We start from the raw sequence: 18,893 nt of genomic DNA on the forward strand, positions 1-18,893 counted from the left end.
GCCTAACGGAAGTTGATATTCGGGGAATTGGCGGACGGAAATCGTTGGCGACCTCAGCGGGTCTTTTCGGTCTGGAAGCGGCGTTCCAGGAGGCTGACGAGTCGGACCATCGGCCAGAGAAAGATCAGATAGACCAGCGCCGCGCCGATCAGCGGTGAGGGATTGGCATAGAGCGATTGTGCGTTGGTCGCTTCCTTCAGCAGTTCGGGCAGCGCCACGGTGGAAGCGAGCGAAGTATCCTTGAACATCGAAACGCAATTGCTGGTCATTGGCGGAATGACCACGCGGATCGCCTGCGGCAGTACCACCTTGCGCAAGGTCAGCAAGAACGGCAGGCCGAGCGCCTGCGCCGCCTCGAACTGGCCGTGCGGAATGCTTTCTATGCCCGAGCGGAACACCTCGGCCGAATAGGCCGCCATGATGATGGCGAACGCCATCACCGCGGACGTCCACGATGACAGGCGAATGCCGAGGAACGGCAGCGCATAGTAGATCAGGATCAGCACCACCAGCACCGGCATCGCCCGGAAAATGTCGATGTAGCCGACAGCCAGCAGCCGAAGCGGCTTTGGCGCATAGAGCCGCACCAGGCTGATCGCGAGGCCGACGGGAATACCGATGCCGATGCTCATGATTCCGAGCAGCAGCGTGTTCAGGAAACCGCGCAGCAGCGCCGGCAGGCTGGAGACCATGACGTCGGCGTTGAAGAAGGTGTCCAGCAGCGACATCGCAGCATTTCCGAAACGTTTGGCGTCCCGCGACGCTCGAGCCCCAGCTCGAAATCCCGAAATCGTGCCGGTACGAAAGCCGGCACGAAATTTAAGCGCGAACTGCCGCTCAGGCCTTCGGCACAGGCATTTCCTTGACGGTCGAGGAATCGGCCGGTGCGTCGCTGCCGAACCACTTCTTGTGGATCGCGGCCAGCGTGCCGTCCTTCTTCATCGCGGTCAGCGCGTCGTTCAGCTTGCCGAGCAGCGGGTGGTCCTTGGTCATCATCAGGCCGTACTGCTCGCCGGTCTTGATGCGCTCTTTTACGGCGAGATCCTTCATCCTGGTGAAAGAATATTCCAGGCCCGGAATATCGCTGACCGCCGCATCGACGCGGCCGGAGCTGAGATCGAGCAGCAAATTCTGCTGCGTGTCGTAGCCTTTGACGTCACTGAACCCGTCCGCCTCCTGGTGGGCCTTCACCCAGGCTTCGCCGGTCGAGCCGGACAGCACGCCGATGATCTTGCCCTTGAGGTCGGCCTCGGCTTTGATTGGGCTGTCGGCCTTCGCGGCGATGCCCATGTCGGAATCATAGTAGGGCTGCGTGAACGACTGAGACTTCAGCCGCTCCGGCGTGATGGTGATCGACGAGATGGCGACGTCGATGCGCTTCGAGGTGGTGGCGGCGAACAGCGCTTGGAAACCGAGGTCGGCGATGTCGGTGGTCATGCCGATACGCTTTGCCGCCTCATTGACGATGTCGACTTCGAAACCCTCGAACGTGCCGCTCTCGTTCTTGTATTCAAAAGGCGGATTGGTCGGATAGGCGCCGACATTCAGCGCGCCTTCGGCGTAGGCCGGGCCGCCGGCGATGCCGATCGCGGCAGCAACAAGAAGCAGGTTGCGACGGGTGAAGTTCATTTTCGTTCCCTCTGGTTGTGATCGGGCGGGTTTGGCCCCGCACGGTTTTGATGCGCCAAGTGACGGGACTGCCGGAAAGCCCTCCCGGCACGGCAGTCGTAAGACATCGGATGCTATCCAAAGTACCGCGCTTTTCAAGGCGAAAGTTTAAGCTTAAAAAATTGCCACGTGTTGCCGTCACTCCGGAATTACCGCCGTGGCCTGGATCTCAACCTTGGCGCGATCCTCGACCAGCGCCATCACCTGCATGGCGGCCATCGCCGGAAAATGCCGGCCGATCACCTCGCGATAGACCTCGCCGATCCCCTTGAGATTGGCCAGATATTCCGCCTTGTCCGTAAAGTACCAGGTCATCGAGGTGATATGCTGCGGCTTGGCGCCGGCCTCGGCGAGCACGGCGACAATATTGGCCAGCGTTTGCCGCACCTGACCGACAAGATCATCGGTCTCGAAGCAGCCCTGTCCGTTCCAGCCGACCTGCCCGCCGACGAAGACAAGCTGCCCGCGCGCGGCGACGCCGTTGGCGTAGCCGACGGGTTTCGCCCAGCCTTCCGGCTGCAGGATGGTGTGCATGTCAAAACCTCCCAATGCTCAAATCCGGTCGCTCAAACTCAAGGACAATCAATTTTTACGCAAATCCTGTCTCAGGCCGCTCCCATCACTTGCCGTGCAATCACCACTTTCTGCACGTCGGACGCCCCCTCGTAGATGCGCAGTGCCCGAATCTCGCGATACAGTCTTTCGACGATATGCCCCTTGCGGACGCCGTCGCCGCCATGCAGCTGGACAGCCTTGTCGATCACCTCTTGCGCTTTGTCGGTAGCGAACAGCTTGGCCATGGCGGCTTCGCGGGTAACCCGCGCCGCGCCCATGTCCTTGGTCCAGGCGGCGCGGTAGACCAGTAAGGCGGCGGCATCGACATCCAGCGCCATGTCGGCGATATGGCCCTGCACCATCTGCAGCTCGGCCATCGGTGCACCGAACAGCTTGCGCTCGGCCACTCTTGTGATGCCTTCGTCCAGCGCGCGCCGGGCAAGGCCGAGCGCCGCTGCGCCGACAGTCGAACGGAATACGTCGAGCACCGACATGGCGATGCGAAAACCGTCACCGGGTTTGCCGATCAGCGCCGAGGCTGGGACGCGTGCATTGTCGAAAGATAGCCGGGCGAGCGGGTGCGGCGCGATCACCTCCAGCCGCTCGGCGATGGTCAGCCCCTCGGCCTCGGAAGGCACGACGAAGGCGGAAAGCCCCTTGGCGCCGGGCGCCTCGCCGGTACGGGCAAAGACAACATAAAAGTCAGCGATACCGCCGTTGGAGATCCAGGTCTTTTCGCCGGATAGGTGATAGCTGTCGCCGTCTCGCGCGGCGGTCATTTCCATATTGGCAACGTCCGAGCCCGAACGCGGCTCCGAAAGCGCGAAAGCCGAAATCGCCTTGCCGGCCCGTGTCTTTGCCAGCCAGTGCTGCTGGTCTGGCGTGCCGAACAGGCTGAGCGCGCCGGTGCCGAGCCCTTGCATGGCGAAGGCGAAATCGGCGAGCCCATCATGCCGGGCCAGCGTCTCGCGCGTGAGGCAGAGCGTGCGCACGTCGAGCGGCGAGGGGTTTTCGATGTCGAGCGCCGTCGGCTTCAGCCAGCCGTCCCGGCCGAGCTTGGCCACCAGCTCGCGGCAAGCGGCGTCGACATCGTCATGCGCGACCGGCAGGTTTTTCCCGCACCAGGCATCCAGCTCTTCGGCGAGTGCGCGGTGTCGGTCCTCGAAGAACGGCCAGTTGAGGAAGGACCGATCAGGCATTTCTGCCTCCGCTATGCTTCGGGCCTCGCGCTCTACAGCGCCCCCCTCTGTCCTGCCGGACATCTCCCCCACTTGGGGGCAGATTGGCAGCTCCGGCGTCCGCCCGCATCTTGCGGCGGTTGCGATTGGCTAAGGGGGGAACCAAAGTCGATCTCCCCCCTTGAGGGGGAGATGTCCGGCAGGACAGAGGGGGGCGCTGTCCCGCGAACCTGTCGGTCTTTATCGAAGAAAACATCCTCAATTCCCCTCGAACACCGGCTTTTCCTTGGCGACGAAAGCCTCGTACGCCCGTTCGAAATCGCGTGTCTGCATGCAGATCGCCTGCGCCTGCGCTTCCGATTCGATAGCCTGGTCAAGCCCCATCGACCATTCCTGATTCAGCTGCGTCTTGGTCATGCCATGGGCGAAGGTCGGGCCGGAAACGACGCGCGCGGCCATGTCGAGCGCGTCGGCCTCTAGCGTTGCGGCATCGACCAGCCGGTTGTAGAAGCCCCAGCGCTCGCCTTCCTCGGCGCTCATCGTGCGGCCCGTATAGAGCAGCTCGGCGGCGCGGCCCTGGCCAATGACGCGCGGCAGGATCGCGCAGGCGCCCATGTCGCAGCCGGCAAGGCCGACGCGGGTGAACAGGAAGGCCGTTTTGGCCTGTGGCGTGGCGATGCGGATATCGGACGCCATGGCGATGATTGCGCCGGCGCCGACGGCCACGCCGTCGACCGCAGCAATAATCGGCTTGCCGCAATTCAGCATCGCCTTGACGAAATCGCCGGTCATGCGGGTGAAGGCGAGCAGCGCCTTCATGTCCATCTTGACCAGTGGGCCGATGATCTCGTGGACATCGCCGCCCGAGCAGAAATTGCCGCCATTGGGAAGGAACACCACCGCATCGACATCGTCGGCATAGACGAGATCGCGAAAAGTGTCGCGCAATTCGGCATAGCTGTCGAAGGTCAGCGGGTTCTTGCGCTCCGGCCGATCGAGCCGGATTTTTGCGATCTTGCCTTCGACCTGCCAGAGGAAATGCTTCGGCTTGCGGCCAGACATCTTCGTCATTCCCGTCCCTCCCAATTGCTGCGGAAGGAGGTCAGCATGCCGGTCAGCCGGCGCGCCTCGTCCTCGCTCACATTGCCCAGCAACTCGCCGACCCATTTTTCATGCGCGGCGGCGATCACGGCGAAAGTCTTCGATCCCTCTTCCGTCAGCCGTACCATCGAAGTGCGGCGGTCGCCATTGCGTCGGGCCCGCATCACCAACCCTTCCGAGACCAGCCGGTCGATGATGCCGGTGACATTGCCGTTGGACACCAGCAGGAAGCGCGACAGGTCGCTCATCAGCATGCCTTCCGGCGCGCGGTAGAGCGCGGCCATCACGTCGAAGCGTGGCAGCGTCGTGTTGAACTCTTGCCGCAGGCGTTCGCGCAGCTCGGCCTCGATGGTGCGCGAGGCGCGCAGCAGGCGAATCCACAGCCGCAGGCGGTCCTTGCCGGGTCCGGACGGGGCGGGTAGGGGACCGGCTACCATGTCTCACCTCCGGAGATCGACATCGTCTGCCCGGTAATCGACCGGGCGGCGTCGCCACACAGATAAAGTACCGCGGCCGCAATTTCCTCCGGCTGGATGAAGCGGTCTTGCGGGTTGGTCGCGGCAAGGCTTGCCCGTGCCTGCTCGGACGAGCGGCCGGTCGCTTCGACGATGCGCTGGACGGCGCTCTCCAGCATCTCGGTTTCGACAAACCCTGGGCACACGGCATTCACTGTTATGCCGGACTTGGCGGTCTCGACGGCGAGTGCCCGCATCAGGCCGACGACGCCATGCTTGGCGGCAACGTAAGCTGAGACATAGGGATAGCCTTTCAATCCGGCGGTGGAAGCGACGAAGATGATACGGCCAGTCTTGCGCACTGCCATGCCGGCCAACGCCGGCTTCACCGTCAGGAACGCACCAGTCAAGTTGACGTCGAGCGTGCGCTGCCAGTCTGCCAGCGAGGTCCGTTGCGCCGGCGCGCTGCCGGACATGCCGGCATTGGCAACGACGATGTCGAACGCTCCGTGTGCCGCTTCCGCGGCCTCGTAGAGTGCCGTCATCGATGCCTCATCGGTGACGTCGGCGGCAACTGCGAAGATGCGCTTGTTCTCGGCGGCAACCTCGGCAAGCGGCTCCACGCGCCTGCCGCAGATGGTCACGTTAATGCCCGCGCCGGCAAGCGCCAGCGCGATCGCGTGGCCGACGCCGGAGCCGCCGCCGGTGACCAGCGCGTGACGTCCCGAAATCGTCGCCGTGGCACTCATACCTTCAACCCCGCTGCCGCTTCGCGCTCGGCCAGCCGGTAGAGCTGGTCGCGGCCGGGCAGATAGGGATCCGGCCATTTGACGCCGCGATCGCCAAGCGTGACGGCCGCGTGCAGTGTCCAGTACGGATCGGCAAGATGCGGCCTAGCCAGTGCGACGAGATCGGCGCGGCCCGCCATCAGGATCGAGTTGACGTGGTCCGGCTCATAGATATTGCCGACCGCCATCGTCGCCATGCCGACCTCGTTGCGGATGCGATCGGAAAACGGCGTCTGGAACATGCGGCCATAGACCGGTCTTGCCACGGCCGAAGTCTGGCCGGCCGATACGTCGCAGATGTCTACGCCGGCCTCATGCAGCAGCCGCGCGATCTCTACGGCGTCGGCCGGCGTCACGCCTTCGATGCCCAGCCAGTCATTGGCGGAGATGCGCATCGAGATCGGCTTCTCGGCCGGCCATGCGGCGCGCACCGCATGAAAGATTTCCAAGGGATAGCGCATGCGGTTTTCCAGCGAGCCGCCATAGGAGTCGGTGCGCCGGTTGGTCAAGGGCGTGATGAAGGAGGACAGGAGATAGCCGTGCGCGGCGTGGATTTCGAGCATGTCGAAGCCGCAGCGCGCCGCCATCTCGGCCGAAGCGACAAACTGGTCGCGCACTATATCCATGTCGGCGCGGTCCATCGCCTTCGGCACCTGGTTTTCCGGTGACCACGGCACGGAAGAGGCTGCCATGACCGGCCAATTGCCTGAGGGCAGCGGCACGTCGGTTCCCTGCCAGCCGAGCCTGGTCGACCCCTTGGCACCGGAATGGCCGATCTGGGCGCAGATCTTGGCCTCGGTCTCGGCATGGACGAACTCGACCAGCCGCTTCCAGGCGGCCTCATGCTCGGGCGCATAGAAACCGGGGCAGCCAGGCGTGATGCGGCCCTCCGCGCTGACGCAGGTCATCTCGATGTAGAGGAGACCGGCGCCGCCCTTGGCCCGTTCGGCGTAATGGGCGAAGTGCCAATCGGTCGGACAGCCGTCGACCGCTTTGTACTGCGCCATCGGCGAGACGACGACGCGGTTCTGCAGCGCCATGCCGCGCAGCCGGAACGGCGCGAACATCGGCGCGCGACGCAGACTGTTGCCGCCGGCACCGGCCTGGCGCTGGAACCATTCCTCGGCGCCGGCCAGCCATTCGGCATCGCGCAGCCGCAAATTCTCGTGACTGATGCGCTGCGAACGCGTCAGCAGCGAATAGTTGAACTGCACCGGATCGAGGCCGAGATAGCGCTCGACCTCCTCGAACCATTCGAGCGAATTGCGCGCCGCCGACTGCAGCTTCAGCACTTCGGTGCGGCGGGCGTCCTCATATTTGCGGAAGGCTGCCTCGAGGTCCGGTTCGGACTCGACATAGTCGGCCAGCGCCACCGCGCTTTCCAGCGCCAGCTTGGTACCAGAACCGATCGAGAAATGCGCGCTCGCCGCCGCGTCGCCCATCAGCGCCAGGTTCTTGTAGGACCAGCGTTCGCACAAGACGCGCGGGAAATTGATCCACGCCGAGCCGCGGATATGATTGGCATTGGTCATCAGCGCGTGGCCGCCGAGATGACGGGCAAAGATGCGCTCGCAGACGGCAATTGATTCCTGCTGCGACATCGCGCCGAAGCCGAAGCGCTGCCAGGTCTGCTCGCTGCATTCTACGATGAAGGTCGCGGTATCGCTGTCGAACTGGTAGGCATGCGCCCACACCCAGCCATGCTCGGTTTTCTCGAAGATGAACGTGAAGGCATCGTCGAATTTCTGGTGGGTGCCGAGCCAAACGAACTTGCATTTACGGATGTCGATATCGGGCTTGAACACGTCGACGAAGGTGCCCCGCGCTTTCGAGTTCAGCCCGTCGGCGGCGACAACGAGGTCGTGCGTCTCCATAAACGGCTTTGGATCGGCGATGTCGGATTCGAAGACCAGCTTGACGCCGAGCTCGCGCGCCCGCCGTTGCAGCAGGGTGAGCAGCCGCTTGCGGCCGATGCCGCAAAAGCCATGACCGGTCGAGACCGTTCGCACGCCGTCATGGATGACGGCGATGTCGTCCCAATAGGCGAAATGCTTGCGGATCCAGACGGCGCTGACCGGGTCGTTTTTGGTCAGGTTCTCCAGCGTTTCGGCCGACAGCACGACGCCCCAGCCGAACGTATCATCGGCACGGTTGCGCTCGAATACCGTGACCTCATGCGCGGCATCCCTGAGCTTCAGCGAGATTGCAAAGTAGAGCCCGGCTGGTCCGCCGCCGAGAACCGCAACTTTCATCGTGCGATCTCCTCTTCGCTTCTGTTTGTCGAGTTTACGCCTGAAGCAGATTAATTCAAGCTTGAAGTTTCAGGATTGAAACAATCCCCCTCAGAAACCAAGCTTGCCGGCAGTCGGCTTGCGCAAGACCAGGGACGCTCCGGGTTATTTTTCGGGGTTCTTCGGGCTCCACAGCACCGTCTCCGCATCTCTTTCATAGGCCATGCCATTGGGATAGCTGATCGCCTCCAACTGCAAGCCCCAGGGCGCTTGGAAGTAGAGGATGGTCTGGCCGGCGGCCGGGCCTTCGGTAACCGGCAGCGGCCCCATCGGCGGCGATGTCGTCGACATAGAAGGCGATGTGGAAGCCGCCTATGTCGCTGTTGCGAGGCGTCAGGTCCTTCTGGTCCGGCGCGGTGTATTTGAACAGCTCGATGTTCGACCCGTGTCCGCAGCGGACCAGGGTGATCTCCTCGATCACTGCCTTGGGATCGACGCCCAGCAGATCCTGCATGAACGTGCCCTTGTCGTCGGCGAACGGGCCGAACGACATCGCCTTCTTGCAGCCGACCACCTCGGTAAAAAACTCGACGGCCTGCTGCATGTCGGGGACGGTGACGCCGGTGTGGTCGTGGCCACGCATGCCGGGTATCGAATCAGCCGAGGCTGCTCCCATCGAGCCGGCCAGAGCGGCCGCAAGCATCGTCTTTCTGATTGCGTGTTTCATTCCAGTTCTCCTCCGTTTCGCGAGCTGACTTGTCGGCGCACGTCCGAGGCCCGCTCTTCGGTGTGCGAGTAGGAATGTGTTCATGCCGGCGCCTTTGCGGCGGGAAGCAGCCAGGCGTCATCGATCTCGGGCAGCGGAATGGCGGCGAGGAGGTCGCGCGTGTAAGCCTGCTGCGGCTTCTCGAACAAAGTATCCGTCGCACTGGCTTCGACGATCGCGCCTTCGCGCATGACGATCACTTGCCGGCAGAGCCGCCGGATCACCGACAGGTCATGGCTGATGAACGCAACGGTCAGGCCCATCTCGGCGGCGAGTTTTTCCAGCAGCGTCAGGATCTGTGCCTGCGTCGACACGTCGAGGCCTGAGACGATTTCGTCGGCCAGCACGAATTTCGGCGACAGCGCCCGCGCGCGGGCAATGCCGCCGCGCTGGCGCTGGCCGCCCGACAATTCATGACGATAGCGGCTGGCGAAGCCTTGAGGCAGGCCGACGCGCTGAAGCGCTTCAGCAACTCGGGCTTTCAGATTGTCGCCGAGGCCATTCTGTTTGAGTGGTGCGGCGATGATGCTGGCGATGGTGCGGCGTGGGTTAAGCGACGACATCGGGTCCTGGAAGATCATCTGCAGATCGCGGCGCACGGGCCGTAGCTCCGCCTCAGGCAGATGCGTGATGTCGCGGCCGTCGAAGCTGACGCTGCCGGCGCTGGGCTCCAGCAGACGCACCAGCGCGCGGCCGAGCGTCGATTTCCCCGACCCGGATTCGCCGACGATGCCGGTCACCGATCCCCTGGGCAGATCGAAGTCCAGGCCTTTCAGGATCTCGGCCAGCGGAGCGCGGCCAAACAACGGCTTGCGCGTCATGTCGGGTAAGGCAACCTTCAGCCCACGCACGGAAAACAGCGGCTCAGCCATGCGGGTGCCTCCAGGCCTGATCGGCGGCGGCGATCTCCGCGGCTAGCCCGGCCAGTACCGCCTCGTCCACGGGTTTCAGCGAAGCGAGGGGATCGGTGTAGCGCGGCGTCGCGGCCATCAGCGCCCGCGTATAGGGGTGCTGCGGGGCAGCGAAGAGAGCAGCCGTCTCGGCCTCCTCCACCACCTTGCCGGCGTAGAGCACTGAAACTTTCTGGCTTATCTTGGCAACGACGCCGAGATCGTGGGTAACGAACAGGATCGCCGTGCCATGCTCGCGCTGCAATTGCGCGATCAGCCGCAAGATCTGCTTCTGCACGGTCACGTCGAGCGCCGTGGTCGGCTCGTCGGCGACGATCAGCCTTGGTTCGGCTGCGAACGCCGCGGCGATCAGCACGCGCTGGCGCATGCCGCCGGACAGCTCGTGCGGATAGCATTTGAGGACACGCTCGGGGTCGCGGATCTGCACCTCGTCCAACAATTGGCGGATGCATGCATCGGCCTTCTCACCGCTCCAGCCGAGGATGCGCACCAGCCGGTCGGTCATCTGTGGGCCGATTCGCCGTGACGGATTGAGCGCGGTCAGCGGGTCCTGCGGGATCAGCGCGGTGCGCGCGCCGATCAGCGTGCGCCTTGCCTTTGGCGCCAACCGACCGAGGTCCTCGCCCTCGAGCAGCATGTCGCCTTCGACAATGCGCACGCTGGGTGGCAGCACGCCGAGCACCGCCTTGCCGATCATCGTCTTGCCGGCGCCGCTCTCGCCGACCAGCGCGCGGACCTCGCCGGGTTGAACGGAAAGCGATACCGAGCGCAACACGCGCAAGCCATTAGGCAGTACCGCGCTAAGGTCGCGTATGTCGAGGCAGGATTTCGCCAGCACGTTCATCGCAGCACCGGGTCGAAACGTGCCCTGAGACCTTCGCCGAACTGGCTGAACGACAGCACCGTGAGGATCAGGGTGACCAGCGGGAACACCAGCACCCACCAGGCCTGATGGATCGATAGGCGACCCTCTGCGATGATGCCGCCCCAGGTCGGGTCGTCGGTCGAGATCGATAGATTGACGAAGGACAGGATCGCCTCGACGATGACGGCAATGCCCATCTCCAGCGACAGCAGCGCGACGATCGACGGCACCACATTGGGCAGCACTTCGCGCAGCATGATGCCGATGCGGCCGTAGCCGGCGATGCGGGCGTTCTCGACATAGTCCATGCGCGACTGGCCCATCGTCTCGGCGCGGATCACCCGGCAGAAGCGCGTCCAGTCGATGACGGCAATGGCAATGATAACCGAGCTCAAGCCGGTGCCGAGCACAGCGACCAGAAGGATGGCAAACAGCACCGGCGGAAACGCCATCCAGACATCGACGATACGCGAGATGATGCGGTCGGCCCAGCCGCCGAAATAGCCGGCGATCAGCCCCAGCGTCGAGCCGACCAGGCAGGCGGCAAGGGCTGCCGCGAAGGCGACGATGAAGGCGATGCGGGCACCGAAGATCAGCCGTGACAGAAGATCGCGGCCGAGGCTGTCGGTGCCGAGCCAGTAGCCGGGCTCAGCACCGCTCAGCCAGAACGGCGGCAGCCGCTCCAGCATCAAATCCTGCGCCAGTGGGTCCTGCGGCGCGACCAACGGCGCAAAAATCGCGGCCAGCAGCCCAATCAGCAGCCAGCCGCCGGCCAGCCACAGGCGTGCCCGCGAGCCATGTCTTGAAATGCGGGCCTCATCCATGGCGCAGCCTCGGATTAAGCAGCGCATACATCATGTCCACGCTGAGGTTGATCAGCACGAACAACAGCGCGAACACCAGCACGATGCCCTGGATCAGCGGCAGGTCGCGGTTGATGACGGCATCGATCGCCATGTTGCCGAGACCCTCATAGGAAAATAGCCGCTCGACGATGACCGTGCCGCCGATCAGGAAGGTGAACTGCACGCCGACCAGAGTGAGCGTCGGCAGGGCGGCGTTCTTCAACGCCTCGCGCAGGATGACCTGCGTTTCCGAAAAGCCCTTTACCCGCGCCAGCACGACATAGTCGAGGTCGAGCACTTCCTTCAGCGATTGTTTCAGCAGCTGCGAGATGATCGCGGCGAGTGGCAGCGCCAGAGCCACGGCCGGCATCAGCATATGCGCCAGCAGATCCTTGGTCAGGTCGAAGCGCAGCCGCACGATGCTCTCGAACAGATAGAACTGCGTGACGAAGGGCAGATCGAGTTGCGGCGACACCCGGCCGGAAATGTCGAAAACCGGCACCAGCACGCCGAACAAAAGGATCAGCACCAAACCCCACAGGAAATCGGGAATCGAGAGCGCCGCACCGCTGGCGATGTCGATGCCAGCCTCGACTGCGGTGCCGCGTTCGCGCGCGCCGAGGATCGCCGTCGTGCCGCCGATCGCCAGCGCCATCAAGAGCGCGATGATCGCGAGTTCCAGCGTCGCCGGCAGGCGGTTGAAGACCAGGCCCAGAACATCCTGCCGGAGCGAAATCGAAGTGCCGAAATCGCCCCTGACGACACCTGCCAGCCAGATGAAAAATTGCTGGACGATGGTCTTGTCCAGCCCGTAAAGCGCGCGCAGACGCGCGATGTCGGCATCGGTTGCACCGGGCGGCAGCATCATCGCGATCGGATCGCCTGGCGCGACACGGATGACGACGAAGACGACGACGGCCACGCCGAAGAGCGTGATCGCCATCGTCAGAAGACGGATCAGGAATCTTTGCAGCAGCATGGTCGCCCGTGACAGAAAATGCGCGCCGTCGTTCCGGACGGCGCGCGGCAAGCCGAAGACTGTCTCAGGCCGGGCTCATCAGCGCCGGCAACAGCGCGCCCGACACATGCTGCACGACATTGACGCCCTTGGCATGCACGATCGGCTGCGCATACTGGATCAGCGGCAGTACATAGGCCTGCTCGGCAATGTACTTGTCGACGGCCTTCCAGCCGGCAATGCGCTTGGCCTCGTCCTTCTCGCCCCACAGCGGGTTGATCATGTCGATCAGATCCTGGCTGTCCCACACCGAATGCGGGCTCGGGCCATACATGGCAAAGCCGGTCGAGGTGGTCGGGTCGCCGATGGCGTTGCCCCAATTGTAGAAGGCGGCCGGCGCCAGCTTGTCGGCGGCGCGCAACTCATAGTGCTTGGCGATCTCGTAGACCTCGATCGTCGCCTCGATGCCGACCTTGCGCCACATGCCGACGATCGCCTGGATCATCTCGTAGTCCTTGGGCTTGAAGCCCTTGGTCGTCTGTATCGTGAACTTGACCGGCTTTTCCGGCGAATAGCCGGAGGCGGCCAGCAATTCCTTGGCCTTTTCCGGGTTATGTTCGGCCTTGATCGACGCATCGTAGGCGGCGTATTCCGGCGTCTCCAGCGTATCGATGGGCTGGCCGTAACCGCGCAGCAGCCGGTCGACCAAAAGCCTTTTGTCGACGGCCATCACCGCTGCCTGGCGCACGTTCTTGTCCAGCATCACGTCGATGTCGTTGAAGAAGATCATGCCGATGTCGGAAACATTCTTGCATGAGCCGGCAAGTCCGTCCTTGCCGATCAGGCGGTCATATTCCTCATAGGGGAGTTCGAGAGTCACCTGCGAGGAACCGGACTCGATCTCGGCGACGCGGCTCGCCGCATCGGTGACGAACTTGATGGTTACGTTTTCGAAGGCCGGCTTGCCGCCCCAGTAGTTCGGGTTGGCCTTGAGCCGCAGGAAGGCATTGCGCTCGAATTTGTCGACCATATAGGGCCCGGTGCCGATCGGGGCTTTCTCAAAACCCTCGGCGCCGACCTTTTCGTAATAGGCCTTCGGCATGATGTAGCCGGTGAGGAACGACATCCATTTGAAATACACCGGGTCGAATTGCACGACGTCGCCGGTGATCTTGTTGCCGTCGATCTTGAAGTTGTTGACGTTCTTCCAGACGAACTGGATCGGGTTGCCGGTCTTTTCATCGCCCGCCCGCTGCAGCGACCAGACCACGTCTTCGGCCGTGAATGGCGAACCGTCATGCCAGGTGACGCCCTCGCGCACCGTCATCATGATCTTACTGCGATCCTCGTTCCAGCCCCATTCAGTGAGCAGGCCGGGCGCGAAAGAAAGGTCCGGCTTCTGCGGGATGAACTGGTCGAACACCGATTGGTAGAGACCCTGGATGGTCGGGTTGACCGCCGAAGGCCCGGTGGTCGGGTCCCAGGACGGTAGGTTGACGTTGTAGGCGATAGTCAATTCGCCGGCAGCCTTGGCGATTTGCGGCAGGCCGAGCGCCGTGGCGCCAAGTGCGGCCGCGCCGTATCCGAGCAATTCTCGTCTGTTGATTGTCATGGTCGTTCCCCTGTTGCTTTTATGCGCGGTGTCGTTGTCAATCGGTGGGTTCAGGCTCCTTGGGCAACCGCGCCTTGTCCTCCTTCACCCTGGATGAAAAATGGAGCCTACCTCCCGCCAAGTTGTTGTGCGAGCATGAAGCCCGACGCCGCCCCGGTGCCGGCGCCCGGCCATGTTGCCGCCCCGGTCAGGTGCAGATTGCCGATCGGCGTGTTCCAGCCGGCGTAACCGCGCGCCGGCCGGAACAGGAAATTCTGCACCAGATGATGGCTGCCGCAGACCTGGTCGCCGCCGACCAGGTTGGGATTCTCGCGTTCGAGGTCGATGGGCGAGAACACGGCGCGGCCGAGGATCTTCCGGCGAAGGCCGGGCGCATAGCGCTCGATAATGTCCAGGACGCGCTCGGCGTAGTGCTCCCTAGCCTCGTCCCAGTGGGCCGGCGCGATCATGCCCGCCGCATCGCCCACAATCTCGGCCGGCAGCATGCGCACCTGCACCCAGACCACATGCTTGCCGTCCGGCGCGCGCGACGGATCGACCGCGGTCGGCTGGCCGACGACCAGCACCGGCTCGTCCGGCAGCATGCCTGCCATCGCCTGCTGATAGGTTCGCGACATGGCGTCGAGCGACGGCGAGAGATGCACATAGGCGAACTGCCGAAGCTCGGCGCCGGCGCGCCAGTCCGGCAAATCGTCGAGTGCCAGATGGATCATCATCGTGCCCGGCGCGTGGCGGAATTTTTTCATGGCCGTGTCGAAGCCGGCGTCGCCCGATCCATTAGGCAACAGTTTCCCGGTCAGCGCCTTGGGCGCGACACCGGCGATGACGGCCCTGGTGGCGGTGTGGGTCTCGCCGGAAGCGAGCCGCACGCCGGTCGCCTTGCCGGCCGAAACCGTAATCTCGGCAACATCAGACCCAGTGATGATCTTGCCGCCGGCGGCCGTGAGCATGCCTGACAAAGCGCGGATAATCGTGTCGGCGCCGCCTCTGCCGAGCACCATGCCGAAGCACTGGTTGGCCATGGATTCGAGGTAAGGGAACACCGCGCCGCCAGCGATGTCAGGCGCGAAATCGAGATGCATGCCCCAGGTGGCCAGCGTCGCCCTGACATGCGGTGACTCGAAAGTCTGCTCGAGCCACGCGCGGGGTGAGGAAAGCAGTAATCGGCCGGTATCGAGCGCGCCGCCAATACCCTTCTTGCGCCAGAGCTTCCAGGCCGTGCCGGCGAGCGCACGCCCACTCATCGGCGAGCCCAGCAGCCGGAACAGATGCTCGGCCTCCGCCGGGAATGCCGCAACCAGACGGCGCCATGTGGCTGCGTCGGTCGCGGAGAAGGCGGTCATCCGTCCAGTGGTCTTCTCCAGGTCGCTGCTGACGCCGAACCAGCGACCGTCGGGGAAGGCGCTGGCAAAACAGTCGGCCACCTGCACGAATTCCAGCCCGTGGGTTTTCAATTCATTTGCATATTTCTTGTGAAAGGCTGAGCCGGCGAACAGGCCCAGATTCATTGCACCGAAATCGTGCCGGAAGCCTGGAAGCGTGAATTCACGCGTCTGGACGGCGCCGCCGATCGTTGGATTGCGGTCGAAAACCGCTGTTTTCCAGCCTTTGAGCGCCAGATGCGCGGCGCATGCCAGACTGTTGTGGCCTGCCCCGACAAATATGGCGTCGAACTCGCTCACGCCCCGTCCCATTTCCTTTATGCTTAAAGATAATTGCAGATGCATATGTTTTCGTCTAGTAGGATATTAAGGGCCGCGAGAGCCTTCAGCACCATTGAGAAAGAGGGAACAGAGACCATGGACACACAACAACTCCTCGGCGACGTCGCCGGCCAGCTTCTTTCAGGCGCCATCCAGGTGGTCGACCTGACGGCGCCGCTCGGGCCCAACACGCCGCTGATCAAGCTGCCGCCGGAGCTGGCGGTGGACACGCCGAAGGTCGAGATCCACGCCATCTCCCACTATGACAAGAACGGTCCGTGGTGGGCCTGGAACTGGCTGAAGCTCGGCGAACACTCGGGCACGCATTTCGACGCGCCGCAGCACTGGATCACCGGCAAGGATTATCCGGACGGTGCCACCGACACCATTCCGGTTCAGAATTTCGTCGGCCCGGTCAATGTCATCGACTGCTCGAAGCAAGCCGCCGCCGATCACGACTTCCTGCTCACCGTCGACCACATCAAGGCCTGGGAAGCCGAACATGGCGCTATCAACGCGGGCGAATGGGTGGTGATGCGCACCGACTGGTACAAGCGCAACGGCTCGGAAGCCGAGTTCCTCAACGCCAATGAGACCGGACCGCACACGCCCGGACCGACGGCCGAGGCCATCCAGTATCTGATCAGCAAGGACATCAAGGGCTGGGGCAGCGAGACGATCGGCACGGATGCTGGCAAAGCAGGGGGAATGGAGCCGCCATTCCCGGCGCACAGCCTGATGCACAAGGCCAACCGCTATGGGCTCGCCAGCCTGTGCAACCTCGACCGGCTGCCGCCGAAGGGCGCGATCCTGATCGCCGCACCGCTCAAGATCGAGCACGGCACCGGCAGCCCGATCCGCGCACTGGCGCTCGTGCCGAGACAATAGGGCAACTGGCGGTCTTCGGGAGAAGATCATGCTTGCAGGCAATATCGTGATGATGGGTAGAGAGTGGCAGCTTGGCAAGGCTGCCGCTCTACGGCGCCCCCCTCTGTCCTGCCGGACATCTCCCCCTCTAGGGGGGAGATCGGCCGTCGATACTGCCTTCGCCAATCTTCAACGTCGTAGGAACGAGCGGAGCGCCGAAGCCGCTAATCTCCCCCCGAGTGGGGGAGATGTCCGGCAGGACAGAGGGGGGCGCCGTAGAGCGCCAATCTCTGCAATTGAACTCCTGCCGGTTAGGAGCAACCCTCGATGAGCGATATCGATCACGTCATCGTCGGCAGCGGCATCAACGCGTTGGTTTGCGCGGCGATGCTTGGCGGCAAGGGGGCGAAGGTGCTGGTGCTCGAGCGCAACGACCGCATCGGCGGTTGCATGCGCACCGAAGAGATCACCGCGCCCGGCTTCATCCACGACGTGATGGCGACGACCTTCGTCCTGTTCATCACCTCACCGGCCTATGCGGCGCTGGGCAAGGATCTGGCGCGGCACGGCCTGGAGTTTTGCAACACCTCCACGCCGACCGGCGTGCTGCGCCCGGACGGCAGCCACGCCATCCTGCGCACCGATCGTATCGCCAATGTCACGGCGGCCAATGCGCTTGCCGCGGGTGACGGCGACCGGCACGCAAACGATGTCGGCGAGATCGAGCGCAACGCCGGTCTGCTGTTCGGTCTGCTCGGCGGCAGCCTGTGGTCCTACCCGACGGCCAGGCTGCTGGCGGGCGAAGCCTGGCGGCGCGGCCCGCGCGGCCTTGCCGCCTTTGTCGGCAGCGCGCTGGTGCCGGCGCGCAGTTGGCTGGAAAGCACCTACCGGTCGGAAACGATGCGCGCGCTGTGGGCGCCTTGGGTGCTGCATGCCGGCCTCGGGCCTGAGGACGCGTTCTCCGGCCAGATCGCCAAGGTCATCGCCTTCGCGCTTGAAGCGGCCGGCGCGCCGATCGTCAAGGGCGGTGCCAGGAATCTGCTGTCCGCGTTCGAAGCGCTGATCAGGGAACGTGGTTGCGAAATCCGCACTGGCGCTGATGTCGCCTCAGTCGTTCAGAGCAATGGCCGCGCCAGTGGGGTGCGGCTGGCTTCGGGCGAAACGGTCACGGCGAACAAGAGCGTCATCTGCTCGGTCACGCCGACCCAGCTTTACGGGCGGCTGCTCGGCGGTGCGGTTTCAAAAGCCGACGTCGAGGCAGCGCAAAAATACCGCTATGGCAAGGGCAATTTCCAGATCCACTATGCCTTGGACAAGCCGCCGGCATGGCGCGGCGAGGGCCTGGACAAGGTCGCGCTGCTGCATCTGACGCCGGGGCTCGACGGCGTCTCGAAGGCCTGCAACGAAGCCGTGCGCGGCATGCTGCCGGAGGTGCCGACCATGTGCGTCGGCCAGCCGCACGCGCTCGACCCATCGCGCTGCCCGGACGGCAAGGCGGTCCTGTGGCTGCAACTGCCCGAGGCGCCACGCCATATCAAGGGCGATGCCGCCGGCAAACTGCAGACACCGGCAGACGGTCGCTGGACCGAGGCGCTGCGCGAAGCCTATGCCGACCGTGCCGAAGCGATCCTCGCCAGCCATATCGATGGGTTCAAGAACAGCGTCATCGCACGCCGCGCCTGTTCGCCGGCCGACCTGGAAGCGATGAACATCAATCTGGTCGGCGGCGACCCCTATGGCGGTTCCTCGACCATCGACCAGTCGTTTCTGTGGCGGCCGTTCAAGACGAGCCGCAACCACGAAACCGGGGTCAGGGGTCTCTACCACATCGGTGCCTCGACCCATCCGGGTGCTGGCTTGGGCGGCGGCTCCGGCTTTCTCCTGGCGGGGAGGCTGTGATGGAACAGAAGGTTGAAAAACGCCAGCGCATCTCGACATTGGGCCAGATCGGCCTGCAGCAGTTCGCGCCCTATCTGATGAACCGCATCATGGGCCGCTACAACGCCACGCTGCGCGACAATTTCCGCAAGCAAGGCCTGACCATTCCGCAGGTGCGCACGCTGGCCGTATTGTCGGTCACCGATGGCGTCACCGTCAACGATCTCTCGGTCTATACCGTCATCGAGCAGTCGACCTTGAGCCGGACACTCGACACGCTGGAGGGGCAAGGGTTTGTTCGGCGCGAGCAGGGGGTCACCGACAGCCGTATCCGCCATGTGTTCCTGACCGACGATGGCCGCGCCGAGTTCGCGCGCGCCTGGCCGGCCATGCACGATGCTTTCGAGGCAATGTTCGACGATGTCGACGATGCCGAATACGCGGCGCTGATCGCGACATTGCAGAAGATGCTGAAGAACATTCGCAAGCACGACATCTAAGCTTACGCGCCG

At 63.8% G+C, this 18,893-nt stretch carries 17 protein-coding genes and 1 pseudogene; 3 read left to right on the top strand and 15 right to left on the bottom strand.

Features of this window, described 5'->3' with window-relative positions; translation table 11 throughout:
- Positions 1-53 precede the first annotated feature (53 nt).
- The 15 genes and pseudogenes from NKH98_RS00165 to NKH98_RS00235 all read right to left on the bottom strand — a co-directional run bounded on the left by NKH98_RS00165 (position 54) and on the right by NKH98_RS00235 (position 15,615).
- Positions 54-728, bottom strand: coding sequence for an amino acid ABC transporter permease (locus tag NKH98_RS00165; RefSeq protein ID WP_352800358.1), 675 nt, complete (start codon positions 726-728; stop codon positions 54-56).
- Between the two features lie 109 nt (positions 729-837).
- The gene (locus NKH98_RS00170; RefSeq protein WP_352805526.1) at positions 838-1,629 is read right to left on the bottom strand and encodes an ABC transporter substrate-binding protein; all 792 of its coding nucleotides are present in this window, start codon (positions 1,627-1,629) and stop codon (positions 838-840) included.
- Between the two features lie 177 nt (positions 1,630-1,806).
- The gene (locus tag NKH98_RS00175) at positions 1,807-2,202 is read right to left on the bottom strand and encodes a RidA family protein (protein WP_254816235.1); all 396 of its coding nucleotides are present in this window, start codon (positions 2,200-2,202) and stop codon (positions 1,807-1,809) included.
- Between the two features lie 71 nt (positions 2,203-2,273).
- Entirely contained in the window at positions 2,274-3,422 is a 1,149-nt protein-coding gene (locus tag NKH98_RS00180; protein WP_352805522.1) for an acyl-CoA dehydrogenase family protein, read from the bottom strand.
- A 237-nt stretch (positions 3,423-3,659) separates the two neighbouring features.
- Positions 3,660-4,472 carry an enoyl-CoA hydratase family protein gene (locus tag NKH98_RS00185; RefSeq protein WP_352895765.1) on the bottom strand — a complete coding sequence of 271 codons (813 nt, stop codon included), beginning with the start codon at positions 4,470-4,472 and terminating at the stop codon, positions 3,660-3,662.
- Positions 4,469-4,939: a MarR family winged helix-turn-helix transcriptional regulator gene (locus tag NKH98_RS00190; protein WP_254816232.1), complete on the bottom strand. Its 471-nt coding sequence runs from the start codon at positions 4,937-4,939 to the stop codon at positions 4,469-4,471. The genes NKH98_RS00185 and NKH98_RS00190 overlap by 4 nt, the downstream gene beginning before the upstream one ends.
- Positions 4,933-5,706 (bottom strand): SDR family NAD(P)-dependent oxidoreductase, encoded by a 774-nt coding sequence (locus NKH98_RS00195; RefSeq protein WP_352895768.1) that lies wholly within the window; start codon positions 5,704-5,706, stop codon positions 4,933-4,935. Before NKH98_RS00195 ends, NKH98_RS00190 begins: the two co-directional genes overlap by 7 nt.
- Entirely contained in the window at positions 5,703-7,997 is a 2,295-nt protein-coding gene (locus NKH98_RS00200; protein ID WP_352895771.1) for a bifunctional salicylyl-CoA 5-hydroxylase/oxidoreductase, read from the bottom strand. Before NKH98_RS00200 ends, NKH98_RS00195 begins: the two co-directional genes overlap by 4 nt.
- A 144-nt stretch (positions 7,998-8,141) precedes the next feature.
- A pseudogene (locus tag NKH98_RS00205) lies at positions 8,142-8,703 on the bottom strand (VOC family protein).
- Positions 8,704-8,783: 80 nt separating this feature from the next.
- The gene (locus NKH98_RS00210; protein WP_352895773.1) at positions 8,784-9,614 is read right to left on the bottom strand and encodes an ATP-binding cassette domain-containing protein; all 831 of its coding nucleotides are present in this window, start codon (positions 9,612-9,614) and stop codon (positions 8,784-8,786) included.
- On the bottom strand, positions 9,607-10,497 hold the full coding sequence (locus NKH98_RS00215; RefSeq protein ID WP_352895775.1) for an ABC transporter ATP-binding protein: 891 nt from the start codon (positions 10,495-10,497) through the stop codon (positions 9,607-9,609). The genes NKH98_RS00210 and NKH98_RS00215 overlap by 8 nt, the downstream gene beginning before the upstream one ends.
- Positions 10,494-11,342, bottom strand: a complete 849-nt coding sequence (locus tag NKH98_RS00220) for an ABC transporter permease (protein WP_352895777.1) — start codon at positions 11,340-11,342, stop codon at positions 10,494-10,496. The genes NKH98_RS00215 and NKH98_RS00220 overlap by 4 nt, the downstream gene beginning before the upstream one ends.
- Positions 11,335-12,342, bottom strand: coding sequence for an ABC transporter permease (locus tag NKH98_RS00225; protein ID WP_352895780.1), 1,008 nt, complete (start codon positions 12,340-12,342; stop codon positions 11,335-11,337). Before NKH98_RS00225 ends, NKH98_RS00220 begins: the two co-directional genes overlap by 8 nt.
- A 64-nt stretch (positions 12,343-12,406) precedes the next feature.
- Complete coding sequence (locus tag NKH98_RS00230; RefSeq protein ID WP_352895782.1) at positions 12,407-13,933, bottom strand: ABC transporter substrate-binding protein; 1,527 nt, start codon at positions 13,931-13,933, stop codon at positions 12,407-12,409.
- Between the two features lie 107 nt (positions 13,934-14,040).
- Positions 14,041-15,615 carry a phytoene desaturase family protein gene (locus NKH98_RS00235; RefSeq protein WP_352895784.1) on the bottom strand — a complete coding sequence of 525 codons (1,575 nt, stop codon included), beginning with the start codon at positions 15,613-15,615 and terminating at the stop codon, positions 14,041-14,043.
- 117 nt (positions 15,616-15,732) lie between these two features.
- On the opposite strand from NKH98_RS00235, the gene NKH98_RS00240 reads away from it, so the two are divergent.
- The 3 genes from NKH98_RS00240 (at position 15,733) to NKH98_RS00250 (ending at position 18,881) form a co-directional block, all read left to right on the top strand.
- Positions 15,733-16,524: a cyclase family protein gene (locus tag NKH98_RS00240; RefSeq protein WP_254816222.1), complete on the top strand. Its 792-nt coding sequence runs from the start codon at positions 15,733-15,735 to the stop codon at positions 16,522-16,524.
- Between the two features lie 306 nt (positions 16,525-16,830).
- Positions 16,831-18,402, top strand: coding sequence for a phytoene desaturase family protein (locus tag NKH98_RS00245; RefSeq protein ID WP_352895786.1), 1,572 nt, complete (start codon positions 16,831-16,833; stop codon positions 18,400-18,402).
- Positions 18,402-18,881 carry a MarR family winged helix-turn-helix transcriptional regulator gene (locus NKH98_RS00250; RefSeq protein WP_352455076.1) on the top strand — a complete coding sequence of 160 codons (480 nt, stop codon included), beginning with the start codon at positions 18,402-18,404 and terminating at the stop codon, positions 18,879-18,881. Before NKH98_RS00245 ends, NKH98_RS00250 begins: the two co-directional genes overlap by 1 nt.
- Positions 18,882-18,893 lie beyond the last annotated feature (12 nt).

The organism is Mesorhizobium sp. M0833, assembly GCF_040319905.1.
Classification (GTDB): Bacteria; Pseudomonadota; Alphaproteobacteria; order Rhizobiales; family Rhizobiaceae; genus Mesorhizobium.